The sequence below is a fragment of the Candidatus Binatia bacterium genome (assembly GCA_036382395.1).
Taxonomy (GTDB): Bacteria; Desulfobacterota; Binatia; order HRBIN30; family HRBIN30; genus JAGDMS01.
Genome location: DASVHW010000251.1, coordinates 1 through 12,079, shown reverse-complemented (window position 1 = coordinate 12,079; position 12,079 = coordinate 1). Strand labels below are relative to the sequence as shown.

The following is a 12,079-nucleotide window of genomic DNA, read 5'->3' as shown; positions in this document are numbered from 1 at the left end:
GTGGCACGCGGCGCGCTCAGCAGGCCGTGGGTGTTCCGCGAGATCACGGCGGCGCTGCGGGGCGAGCCGATCCCTCCGGCACCCACCGCAGCCGAACAGAAGGCTTCGCTCCTCAGGCATCACGCCGCCATGGTCGACCGTTACGGCGACCCGTGGGGCACCATCTACATGCGCAAGTTCGCCTGCCGCTATCTCCCAGCCGCGCCCGGCACGCGCGCCTTCCGCGACGCCCTCAACCGCGCCGCTGACGCCGCCCACTTCCGCAGCATGGTCCACGACAACTTCCCTGGCGGGCACACCGCCGGTGGGGTGTAGGAAGGCCAGGTCATCTTTCTGCATACTGGGTTTCTGCCCCTGCGAGTACGCGATTGCGCAGCCGGCGATTGAGATACTTTTTCCTGACAAGATCAATCCGGTGACCGCCAAGGATTTGCGAGAGCTCGTCTTCGATATCGAAGATGCGGAAGCCGATCACCTGACCAGGCTCGAAGTCGACGAGCACGTCGACGTCACTGTCTGGCCGAAAATCATCCGTCAATACGGAGCCGAATAGACAGCTGGCGTGAGACGCCACACGCGGGCCGCGAGCACCATGGTGGAGTGTTCCATTCATCCGCCGGCCCAGATCCGAGGAGGGCACCACGCGGTGGTTCCCTCCTCGGGCTCCTCCTTCCCGCGCCACTGGGCGTGGAGCCATGGCGCAGTGCCCTGTGCGGCGCTTGATTGGACTTCCGATAGGAAGCGGCCGTCGCTGCTCCCTGGCATCCGGGCTGCCCAGCGGCACGGGATCGGTGCCAAGCGGGCACGGACAAGCTCACGCGTTTCTTCAAACTGAATTGGCCTCGACCACGACACTCGTAGTCACGGGACCATTTGGCTTTTCCCGCAACCCGATGAGCAGCCCTCGCCATCTCAAGGGCGGACCCTCGTCTTGGGTTTGCTTGTGAGCGGATCGGGAGGGGGCGTTTGCCACACATCGAATTCCGGCAGCAGGGGATCACGGGTCTCTGAGCTGGAGCTTGTCGCACCGCACCTTCCGTACATTGTTGCGGAATGCATTGGCGCATACTGCATTTTGGAAGGTCACCGAGTTTGAGCACTTGAATTGTCCGCCGAGCAGCATCGGCCGCGTGGCATGAAGGCTGCACTAGGCATAAGCTGGCACCTGCCCGCCGAGAGTGTAAGGAGACGCGAGAAATGTACGATGTCCTCTTTGTGGTCCTGACCGTCCTCTTTGCGGTGGTATCGATTCTCTATGTCTACGGATGCGAGAGGCTCTGACAATGACACTTGACTACGTGCTGGGTGGACTCGTGACCGTCGGGCTCCTGATCTACCTGGTGTACGCCCTGTTGCGTCCGGACCGATTCTGACGGAGTCGATGATGACCGCGAACGGTATTTTGCAAATTCTGTTCTTCTTCGGACTCCTGCTTCTGCTGGTGCGGCCGCTCGGAGCCTACTTCTACTCCGTGATGGAGGGTCAGCCGACGTTTCTCGACCCGGTGTTTCGCCCCATCGAGCGTCTGATCTATCGCGTCGGCGGCGTCGATCCCACCGAAGAACAACACTGGACGACGTATACGGTGGCGATGCTGCTCTTCAACTTCGCCGGCCTCTTCTTGCTCTACCTCTTGCAACGGCTCCAGGGCATCCTGCCGCTCAACCCGCAGGGTTTGGCCGCCGTGCCGGCCGATCTCGCCTGGAACACGGCCGTGAGCTTCACCACCAACACCAACTGGCAGAACTACAGCGGCGAGAGCACGATGAGTTATCTCGTCCAGATGGCGGGCTTGACGTTCCACAATTTCGTCTCCGCGGCGACTGGCATCGCCCTGGCCATCGCACTGGTGCGGGGCTTCGCGCGCCATTCGGGAAAGACGATCGGCAACTTCTGGGTCGACCTGGTACGCTGCACGCTGCGCATACTGCTCCCGCTCTCCTTCGTGCTGGCGCTGATCTTCGTCTGGCAAGGGGTGCCGCAGAACCTCAACGCGTACACGCACGCCACGACGGTCGAGGGCGCGGAGCAGGTCATCCCGCAGGGGCCGGTGGCGTCGCAGGAAGCCATCAAGCAGCTGGGAACCAATGGCGGCGGCTTCTTCAACGCCAACTCGGCGCACCCGTACGAGAACCCGACGCCGCTGTCGAACTTCCTCGCCATGCTCGCCATCTTCACCATCGGCGCACCGCTCACCTACACCTTCGGCCGCATGGTGAAAGATCAGCGACAAGGTTGGGCCATTCTCGGCGCCATGGCGGTCCTGTGTTTTGTTGGCGTCGCCATCGCTTACTGGAGCGAGGCCGGCGGCAATCCTCTGCTCCGCCCGCTCGGCGTCGACATGGCCGCCAGGACGACGCAGGCCGGCGGCAACATGGAAGGCAAGGAGGTCCGTTTCGGCATCGCCAACACCGCCCTCTTTGCCACCGTCACGACGGACGCGTCGTGTGGAGCGGTGAACGGCATGCACGACAGCTTCACGCCGCTCGGCGGGCTGGTACCGCTGGTCAACATCATGCTGGGCGAGGTCATTGTGGGCGGCGCCGGCGCCGGCCTGTACGGCATCCTCATCTTTGCCATCCTGGCGGTGTTCATCGCCGGCCTGATGGTGGGCCGCACGCCGGAGTATCTCGGAAAGAAGATCGAGGCCAAGGAGGTGCAGATGTCGATGCTCGCGATCCTGGTTCTCGCGGCCAGCATTCTCGGCTTCTCGGCCCTCGCCAGTGTGCATCCCGCCGGTCTGGCCGGACCGGCCGCCAAAGGCCCGCACGGCTTCAGCGAAATTCTGTACGCCTTCACCTCGGCCACCGGGAACAACGGGAGCGCCTTCGCCGGGCTCAGCGGCAACACTGTCTTCTACAATCTGACGCTCGGGCTCGCCATGCTGATCGGCCGCTTTCTCATGATCATTCCGATCATGGCGGTGGCCGGCTCGCTGGTCGCCAAGAAGGTGGTCCCACCGTCCGCCGGCACGTTCCCGACCACCGGCCTGCTCTTCGTCTTCCTGCTCGTCGGCATCATCCTCATCGTCGGCGGCCTCACCTTCTTCCCGGCCCTCGCACTCGGGCCCATCGTCGATCACCTGATGATGGTCGCAGGCAAAACTCTCTGAGGAGCTGCAGAAATGGATCTGACCACTGAAGCGGCAGCCACACACGGCTGCCTCCACTGGGACCGGCGACACCCTTGGCAAAATTTCAAGTGGAGGCAGGCCTCTGTGCCTGCCGCAATGAGTGCTGATCATGGCTAAGGCAACCACGCTCTCGCTATTCGATCGCGCCATCGTCCAACGGGCGATCATCGACTCGTTCTACAAGCTCAATCCACGCACGCTGGTGCGGAACACCGTCATGTTCGTGGTCGAGGTCGTGGCCGCCGTGACCACCATTCTCTTCGTGCGCGACCTCGCCGGCGGCCCGCACGCCCAGCCCGCCTTCGTCGGGCAGATCGCCGCTTGGCTGTGGTTCACCGTGCTGTTCGCCAACTTCGCCGAAGCGATCGCCGAAGGGCGCGGCAAGGCCCAGGCGGACACGCTGCGGCGCACCAAGACGGAAACCATGGCGAAGCGCTTGCGCGACGGGAAGCGTTCGGATTACGAGCTCGTGTCGGCAGCCAGCCTGCGCCGCGGCGACGTCGTGATCGTCGAGGTGGGCGATAACATCCCAGGCGACGGTGATGTGATCGAAGGCATCGCCTCGGTGGACGAATCGGCGATCACAGGCGAATCGGCGCCGGTCATCCGCGAGAGCGGCGGCGACCGCAGTGCGGTCACAGGCGGCACCCGCGTGCTGTCCGACTGGATCAAGGTCCGCATCACCTCGAACCCGGGCGAGACCTTTCTGGACCGCATGATCGCCCTCGTCGAAGGCGCCCGGCGCCAGAAGACCCCAAACGAGATCGCGCTCAGCATCCTTCTGGTCGGCATGACCATCATCTTCCTGCTGGCGACCGCGACCATCGAAATGTTCGCGAGTTATGCCGGCACCACGATCTCGGTGACCGTCCTGATCGCACTGCTGGTGACCTTGATCCCCACTACCATTGGCGGGCTCCTCTCCGCCATCGGCATCGCGGGAATGGATCGCCTGGTGAAGTACAACGTCTTGGCAATGTCCGGTCGCGCGGTCGAAGCCGCCGGCGACGTCGATACGCTGCTGCTCGACAAGACAGGAACGATCACGCTCGGCAACCGCATGGCGACCGAGTTCGTGCCCGTGAGCGGCGTCACCGAGCACGAGCTGGCCGACGCCGCGCAGCTGGCCTCGCTGAGCGACGAAACACCCGAGGGGCGATCGATCGTCGTGCTTGCGAAAGAACGCTACGGCCTGCGAGCGCGCGAGGTTGCTGATCTTGGCGGACACTTCATTCCCTTCACCGCGCAGACGCGGATGAGCGGCGTCGATCTCGACGGCGCCGAGATTCGCAAGGGCGCAGTCGACGCCGTCCTGGCTTTTGTCGCCTCGAAGAACGGCAAGCATTTCCAACCGCCCCCCGGACTGGCCACCATCGCCGACCGCATCGCCAAGTCGGGCGGCACACCGCTGGCCGTCGCCAAGAACGAGCGGCTGCTCGGCGTGATTCACCTGAAGGACGTCATCAAGGGCGGCATCCGCGACCGCTTCGCCGAGCTGCGTAACATGGGCATCCGCACCGTCATGATCACCGGCGACAACCCGGTGACCGCAGCGGCCATCGCCGCCGAGGCCGGCGTCGATGACTTCCTGGCGCAGGCCACGCCGGAAAACAAGCTGGCGCTCATTCGTCAGGAACAGGCGAAAGGCAAGCTGGTGGCGATGTGCGGGGACGGCACCAACGATGCGCCGGCGCTGGCGCAGGCGGATGTCGGCGTCGCCATGAATACGGGAACGTCGGCGGCCAAGGAAGCGGGCAACATGGTCGACCTCGACTCCAACCCGACCAAGCTGCTCGAGATCGTCGAGATCGGGAAGCAGCTCCTCATCACCCGCGGTTCGCTCACGACCTTCAGCATCGCCAACGACGTCGCCAAGTACTTCGCCATCATTCCAGCGATGTTCGTGGCCACCTATCCGCAGCTCAACGCGCTCAACGTCATGCGACTGGGCACGCCGCAGAGCGCCATCCTGTCGGCCATCATCTTCAACGCCCTGATCATCATCGCCCTCATCCCGCTGGCTTTGCGTGGGGTGAAGTACCGGCCGCTCGGAGCCGCGGCGATCCTGCGCCGCAACCTGTTCATTTACGGCATCGGCGGCCTCGTCGTCCCGTTCATCGGCATCAAGGTCATCGATCTGTTGGTCACGGCCTTGGGCTGGGCGTGACCAACAACCCATGGAGGTGACTCGTATGCGCTCCCAACTTCGACCCGCGGTACTCATGACGGTGATGCTGACCATCGTGACCGGTCTCATCTATCCGTCGCTGGTGACGACTCTCGCCCACCTGCTGTTTCCCTACCAGGCCGGCGGCAGCTTGCTCGTCCGCAACAGTAGCGTGATCGGCTCCGAGCTGATTGGGCAGAGCTTCAGCAACGCGCGGTACTTCCACCCGCGGCCATCGGCCGCGGGCGACACAGGCTACGACCCGACCTCCTCGGGTGGATCGAATCTCGGACCGCTTGATCATCGGCTGATCGAGCGTGTCACGCAGGCGGTTGCGCAGCTCCGCGACGAGAGCCGGACGGCGGCAATTCCGGTCGATCTCGTGACCACGTCCGGCAGCGGCCTCGACCCGCACATCACGCCCGCCGCCGCCGAGTTCCAGGTGCCGCGCGTGGCACGGGAGCGCGGCGTGCCCGAAGAACGGATCCGTACCCTCGTTCGCCGTTCCACCGAGGGCCGGCAGCTCGGTCTCCTCGGCGAGCCCAGGGTCAACGTTCTGCGGCTCAATCTGGCACTGGACGAGATGGCAGCCCGGTGAGAGACTATGCGATGGAGCATAGGTCACCGTGAGTGTGATTCCGGCAGATGAACAGCGGCCCTCGCCTGAGGCGCTGCTCAAGACGGCGGCAAAAGAAGAGCGCAGCCGCCTCAAGATCTTTGTCGGCGCGGCGCCCGGTGTCGGCAAGACGTACACCATGCTGGAAGCGGCGCAGGAGCGTCGTCGCGAGGGGCTCGATGTCGTCGTCGGCATCGTCGAGACGCACGGGCGTGTGGAGACCGAAGCGCTGCTGCGCGACTTGGAGGTCATCCCGCGCCGGCGCGTGGAGTATCGCGGCACCGTTCTGGCAGAGATGGATCTCGACGCCATCCTGAAGCGGCGCCCCCAGCTGGTGCTCGTGGACGAGCTGGCACACACCAACGCCCCGGGGTGCCGCCATCCGAAGCGCTTCTCGGACATTGAGGAGCTGCTCGAGGCAGGCATCGACGTCTACACCACCGTCAACATCCAGCATCTCGAGAGCCTGAACGACGTCGTCGCACAAATCACCGGCATCCAGGTGCGGGAGACCGTCCCGGACCGCTTCTTCGAGCGCGCCGACGAGCTGAAGCTGGTCGATGTCACGCCGGAGGATCTGCTGCAGCGGCTACGCGAAGGCAAGGTGTACATGCCGGCGGCGGCCGAGCGGGCCATCCGCGGCTATTTCCGCCCCGGAAATCTGACGGCGCTGCGCGAGCTGGTGCTGCGCCACACCGCCGAGCGCGTCGACGACCAGATGCGCGTCTACATGCAGGCACACGCCATCCCCGGCGTGTGGCCCGTCACCGAACGCATCATGGTGTGCATCAGCGGCGGCGGGCTTTCGGAACGCCTCATCCGGGCGGCCTGCCGCATGGCGGAGAGGCGGCATGCGGACTGGATCGCCGTCTTCGTCGAGACCGCGGCCTTCCACCGTTTGCCCGAGGCCGAGCGCGGGCGGGTGGCGCGCGTGTTGCGGCTGGCCGAGCAGCTCGGCGGTGAGGCCGTCAGCATCCCTGGAGAGCGCGTCGGCGAGGAGCTGGTCCGTTACGCCGAACGGCGCAACGCCACCGAGCTGATCCTCGGCAAGCCGCTGCGGTCACGCTGGCAGGAACTCTGGCGCGGCTCACCGGTGAACAACATCATCCGTCGCAGCGGTAACATCGACGTCCGGATCATCTCCGCCGAGCTCGACCGAGCTGTCAAACGCGCTCGCGAGCCGTTCAGGCCACGACCCATGCAGTTGAGGCGCTACCTTTCAGCTCTGGCCAGCGTCACGGCGGCGGGCGTGATCGCCAAGATACTGCAGTTGTGGCTGTCACTCCTGGACCCGGCCTTGGTCTTCCTCGCCGGGGTGCTTTTCACTGCCGTCATCGGCGGGCTGGGCCCATCGATCACCGCCGCGTTTCTGAGCTTGCTCGTCTACGATTTCTTTTTCGTGCAACCGATCTACACTTTCACCGTCACAAAGCCTCAGGACATCCTCTCGCTGTTGGTATTTCTGGCGGTCGCTATCCTGATCAGCGATCTCACCGCGCGGACTCGCGACCAGGCGGAGGCTGCCCGCCGGCGCGCCGAGCGCACTGCTGCCCTGTACGCGTTTAGCCGTCTGCTTGCCGGTGCCGTTGGCATCGACGACCTGCTGCCGATCATCGTGCGGCACGTGGCCGAGCAATTTCTCGCCAAGGTGATCGTACTGCTGCTGGATGGCGGGCACCTGGTGGCACGCGCCGCGCAGCCGCCGGGAACCGAACTGTCCGATGCCGGGCGCGCAGCGGCGACGTGGGTGTGGGAACACAACCAGTCGGCGGGACGCGGTACCGACACACTCCCCGGCGGCGAATGGCTGTACGTGCCGCTGCACACGGCACGCGGTGCAGTCGGTGTGCTGGCCTTGCACTTGCCGAGTCCCGATGGCGTGATGCCGCTCGATCAGCGGCAACTGCTGGAAGCACTGGCGCGTCAGGCGGCGATCTCGATCGAGCGCACCCGCGTCGACGTGGTCCTCGAAGAGAAGGCCAAGACCGAAGCGGTGATCGAAGCCATCGAGGACGGGCTCATCGTCCTGAATCCGGCCGGTGTGGTCGTGCACATGAATGAGGTCGCGTGCGCCATCCTCGATTTCGAGCACGAGAAGGTCCTGGGACAGCGTTTCGAGGATCTGGGCACGAGCCATCCGCACTACCTGCGCTTGCGCGCCGCCGTGCGTGAGTTCCTGGCGCATCCGGAACGTGAAGGCGAGCGTATCGACATCGCGATCTTCCTGCGCGGGCGCGACCACTACTACGTCCTGCGGCCGACACCGTTCCGTGCCCGTGACGGTTCGCATGCGGGGCTCATCCTCGGCTTGCAGGACGTCACCTTCCTGCGCGATCAGGAGGCGCGCCGCGAGTCACTCGTCGCCACGCTGTCGCACGAATTGCGCACTCCGCTCACTTCGCTGAGCATGGCCCTCGACCTCCTGGAGCGCAGCCAGCCGGCGGTGACCCTCGAGCAGCGCACCCTGCTGGAGGCGGCACGCGAGGACGTCGGGCGCTTGCACGACGTGGCGCAGCGGCTGCTCGACGTCTCCCGCATCCGGGCCACGAGTATCGCCCTCCAGCGGCAAAACGTCGACCTCGGAGACACCATCCGGCGCGCGATCAAGATCTTCACCCTGCAGGCGCAGGAAAAGCGCATCACCGTCGAGGCCACGATTCCACCCGCGGGCTTGACCATCGTCGGCGATCCGACGAAGCTGACGTGGGCCGTGTCGAACCTACTCTCCAACGCGTTGCGCTACACACCCGCCGGCGGCAGCGTACAAGTCGATGCCGTGTCCGAGGACGGCCGGGTCATGGTGTCGGTCACCGACACGGGGCCCGGTATCCCGGCCGAGCAGCGCCAGCGCATATTCGAGCCGTTTGCGCAGCTGGCGGAGGCCGGCGAAATCGGCGCGGCCGGGCTCGGCCTGGCCATCGTCCGTGACATCGTGCAAGCGCACGGCGGCCGCATCCACCTGGAGAGCGAAATCGGGCGGGGCAGCCGTTTCACACTGGAGCTGCCGAAGGGTTGAGATGGCTGCCATTCTGATCGTCGACGACGAAAAAAACATCCGCACGCACCTGGCGACCTACATTCGCGGTCTCGGGCATACGACAGAGGTGGCGGCCGACGCGGCCGCGGCGCTCGACGCCATGGCGCAGCATGAGTTCGACGTCGTGCTTTCCGACGTCCGCATGGCCGAAATGGATGGGCTGGCGCTGCTGCGCGAGATCCGGCGCCAGCGGCCGGAGACCTTCGTGGTGCTGATGACCGCGTATGCCACCGTACAGCAGGCGGTCGAAGCCATGCGCGCCGGGGCGTACGATTACCTGGTCAAACCCTTTTCGCTCGATCATGTCGGGCTGCTGCTGAACCGCGTTCTGGAAGTGCGGGAGCTGCGGCGTGAAAACCGGACCTTGCGGCAGGCGCTGCAGGAGCCCGGGTTGCTCGAATCGGCGAGCCCCGCCATGCAAAGAGCACTCGCCACGGCGCGGCAGGCCGCAGCGTCTGATGTCACGATCCTGCTCACCGGAGAGAGCGGCACCGGGAAGAACGTGCTGGCCAACGCCACGCACTCGTGGAGTCCGCGATCGCACGGGCCATTCGTCACCATCGCCTGCACCACTTTGGCCGAGCATCTGTTGGAGAGCGAGCTGTTCGGTCATGTGAAAGGCGCGTTCACGGGGGCGTGGAAAGACAAGCCGGGACGTCTCGAAGCGGCGCAAGGCGGCACGGTGTTTCTGGACGAAGTCGGGGAGTTGCCGGGGGAGCTGCAGAGCAAGCTGCTGCGTTTTCTCGAAGAGCACCGTTTCGAGCGGGTCGGCGGCAGCGACACCATCGACATCGATGTGCGGATCATTGCGGCGACCAACCGGGACCTCGAAGCGGATGTCCGCGCCGGGCGCTTTCGGGAGGATCTCTTCTTTCGGCTGAACGTCGTGGCCATCCGGATTCCGCCGCTGCGCCAGCGCGTGCAGGATCTGCCGGCGTTGATCGACCACGTGCTGGCAGGGGTCTGCGCACGTTACCGCCGCAACACCCTTCAGCTCGCCGACGATGCGCGTCGGGCGCTCACGTCGTACGGTTGGCCAGGGAATGTCCGCGAGCTGGTGAACACGCTCGAGCGCGCGGTCGTGCTGGCCCGTGGCGAGCTGATCCGAGCCGAGGACCTGCCCGATCGTCTCCTCGCCCCGGCACCGGCGGCGCAAGTAGCGCCAGCCGCCCCGCTCTCGCTCGAAGACATGGAGCGCCGCCACATCGAGCAAGTGTTGGCCGATGCCGGAACATTAGAAGAGGCCGCCGCCCGCCTCGGCATCAACGCCACCACCCTGTGGCGCAAGCGCAAGCGCTACGGCATCGAGTGAGGCGTCGCGCCGGATCTGCCGAGCCGACACCCGTCGGGCCGCACACCCCGCTCATCCTGACCGCCTGTTCGGCCAGAAAACAGCGGAGGGCTGAAGGTGGCGGACAAGCGAGCGTCCTAAACCAAGAGTAACGAACCGTTAGGGTCCATCGAGGCCAAGGTTGTGGTAGAGTACTGCTCGGAGGCGATGACATGACCAAGCTCCTAGAGAAGGCGTTCGCGGAGGCGGCGAAACTTCCTGACGACGACCAGGATGCGCTGGCCCAGGCCGTGCTAGCGGAACTGGCCTCCGAGCGCCGCTGGGACGAATTGTTTGCCGGATCCACAGACGTGCTCAGCGAACTCGCCCAGGAGGCCCTCGCGGAACATCGCGCCGGACGCACCAAGGCGCTAGACCCGGACACGCTGTGATCTCGCGGACTACCGCGCGGTTTCGAAGCTCCTTTGGGGACCTTGAACCAGACATAAAACGCCAAGCCCGCCGTGCATACCGGCTCTTCAAGCAGAACCCGCATCACCCCACGCTGCACTTCAAGAAGGTGCACCCGTCGGAGCCAATCTGGTCCGTGCGCATGGCCGGTGGCTATCGTGCAGTCGGAGTCCGAGCCGAAGACGAAATCGTGTGGTACTGGATTGGCTCGCACGCCGACTACGACCGGCTCCTTTCACAGCGGCGGCGCAGACCCTAACCAAGGCGATCGAGACCGACGCGCCAGAAGAGGCGCGCGGCTCATCGTCAAGTCGTTCGGCAGGCGAAATGGATCAGACTCCGCGGGACTTGCGGTAGTCGGCTAAAGACATGGAGCTCCGCCGCCGCTTGACCCTGTCCAGCATCTTGCGGAAGCGTGGGCTCCTCTCAAGGAGGTAGTCCTCGATGCCACGGTCTTCGATGTGCTCGATCACGGCGGCGATCTTCCCATTCTTTGTCACGAAGACAGGCTCTTCCTCAGCAGCCGCCAGGTACCTGGCGAAGTTGTTCCGCACTTCTCCCATGGGCGCAATCTTCATCGTTCCCGCTCCTCATAGTATTCCCGCGTTTCGTCCTTATGCATGATCCGAAGCACTTCTACCCGCAGCTCCTGTCCGCGGACCGAGTAGAAGACCCGGTAGTCGGCCACACGGAGGCGGTAGTCGGGGTCACTGACACCCCTGAGTCTCTTGATGCGGCTTCTACTCTCCTTCGTCGGTTCGTGGGTCAGGTGCTTCTCCATTGCGTCAGCGATCTGCGTCGCATCATACTTCCGCAGACGGTCCAAATCCGCAATCGCACTGCGCTTGAGGACAAGCTCGTAGCGCCTCATCGCAGAATCTTGTCATGATTATGCTACACCATCAAGTGGGAGGCCGAACCAGGGCATCAGCCGGTGAGCGATGATGCGCCAGCCTAGCACCCCGTTGTACGAGCTGAGCAAGAACATCGGGATCGCGGAGCGGCCCCAGCGCTTCTACGGGATCGAGGTGGGCACGCGCATGACCGTGATTCGCCTCGCAGACGGGAGCCTCCTGCTGCACTCCCCGGTGTCGCTCGACCCCGGACTGCGTCGAGAGCTTGATTCGATCGGCCGCGTCCGTTTCACCGTGGCCCCCAATCGAGTCCACCACCTTCACGCCGGCGAGGTGGCCGAGGCCTATCCGGAGGCGCGGCTGTGGGTGGCGCCGGGGCTCGAGCGCAAGCGTCCCGACTTGGTGTTTGTCGCAGTGCTCGGCGACGAAGCGCCCGCCGAGTGGAAGGACGAGGTGGATCAGGTCTTCTTCCGCGGGCGTCCATACGAGAACGAGGTCGTCTTCCTTCACCGCGCGAGCCGCACGCTCATC

12 protein-coding genes are annotated in these 12,079 nt (G+C 64.9%); 9 read left to right on the top strand and 3 right to left on the bottom strand.

Annotation, left to right across the window (positions count from 1 at the left end):
- On the top strand, nucleotides 1–315 hold a 315-nt coding region (locus tag VF515_11695; GenBank protein ID HEX7408297.1), incomplete at its 5' end, for a tRNA-dihydrouridine synthase.
- Nucleotides 316–325: 10 nt separating this feature from the next.
- On the opposite strand, the gene VF515_11690 is transcribed toward VF515_11695, so the two are convergent.
- Nucleotides 326–613, bottom strand: a complete 288-nt coding sequence (locus VF515_11690; GenBank protein HEX7408296.1) for a nucleotidyltransferase domain-containing protein — start codon at nucleotides 611–613, stop codon at nucleotides 326–328.
- A 670-nt stretch (nucleotides 614–1,283) separates the two neighbouring features.
- Here VF515_11690 and VF515_11685 point away from each other — a divergent pair.
- From VF515_11685 to VF515_11655, 7 genes are all read left to right on the top strand, one after another.
- Nucleotides 1,284–1,373, top strand: coding sequence for a K(+)-transporting ATPase subunit F (locus tag VF515_11685; GenBank protein HEX7408295.1), 90 nt, complete (start codon nucleotides 1,284–1,286; stop codon nucleotides 1,371–1,373).
- Nucleotides 1,374–1,384: 11 nt separating this feature from the next.
- Nucleotides 1,385–3,112 (top strand): potassium-transporting ATPase subunit KdpA, encoded by a 1,728-nt coding sequence (kdpA, locus tag VF515_11680; protein HEX7408294.1) that lies wholly within the window; start codon nucleotides 1,385–1,387, stop codon nucleotides 3,110–3,112.
- 130 nt (nucleotides 3,113–3,242) lie between these two features.
- Complete coding sequence (kdpB, locus tag VF515_11675; protein HEX7408293.1) at nucleotides 3,243–5,300, top strand: potassium-transporting ATPase subunit KdpB; 2,058 nt, start codon at nucleotides 3,243–3,245, stop codon at nucleotides 5,298–5,300.
- 25 nt (nucleotides 5,301–5,325) lie between these two features.
- Nucleotides 5,326–5,898, top strand: a complete 573-nt coding sequence (gene kdpC / locus VF515_11670) for a potassium-transporting ATPase subunit KdpC (GenBank protein HEX7408292.1) — start codon at nucleotides 5,326–5,328, stop codon at nucleotides 5,896–5,898.
- Between the two features lie 28 nt (nucleotides 5,899–5,926).
- The gene (locus VF515_11665) at nucleotides 5,927–8,932 is read left to right on the top strand and encodes an ATP-binding protein (protein HEX7408291.1); all 3,006 of its coding nucleotides are present in this window, start codon (nucleotides 5,927–5,929) and stop codon (nucleotides 8,930–8,932) included.
- Nucleotide 8,933: 1 nt separating this feature from the next.
- Nucleotides 8,934–10,265, top strand: a complete 1,332-nt coding sequence (locus tag VF515_11660; GenBank protein ID HEX7408290.1) for a sigma-54 dependent transcriptional regulator — start codon at nucleotides 8,934–8,936, stop codon at nucleotides 10,263–10,265.
- A 191-nt stretch (nucleotides 10,266–10,456) separates the two neighbouring features.
- The gene (locus VF515_11655; GenBank protein ID HEX7408289.1) at nucleotides 10,457–10,675 is read left to right on the top strand and encodes a hypothetical protein; all 219 of its coding nucleotides are present in this window, start codon (nucleotides 10,457–10,459) and stop codon (nucleotides 10,673–10,675) included.
- 351 nt (nucleotides 10,676–11,026) lie between these two features.
- Here the strand turns inward: VF515_11655 and VF515_11650 are convergent, their stop codons facing one another.
- Both VF515_11650 and VF515_11645 read right to left on the bottom strand, forming a co-directional pair.
- Nucleotides 11,027–11,272, bottom strand: coding sequence for a type II toxin-antitoxin system prevent-host-death family antitoxin (locus VF515_11650; GenBank protein ID HEX7408288.1), 246 nt, complete (start codon nucleotides 11,270–11,272; stop codon nucleotides 11,027–11,029).
- Entirely contained in the window at nucleotides 11,269–11,565 is a 297-nt protein-coding gene (locus VF515_11645; GenBank protein ID HEX7408287.1) for a type II toxin-antitoxin system mRNA interferase toxin, RelE/StbE family, read from the bottom strand. Before VF515_11645 ends, VF515_11650 begins: the two co-directional genes overlap by 4 nt.
- 70 nt (nucleotides 11,566–11,635) lie before the next feature.
- On the opposite strand from VF515_11645, the gene VF515_11640 reads away from it, so the two are divergent.
- On the top strand, nucleotides 11,636–12,079 hold a 444-nt coding region (locus tag VF515_11640), incomplete at its 3' end, for a DUF4336 domain-containing protein (GenBank protein ID HEX7408286.1).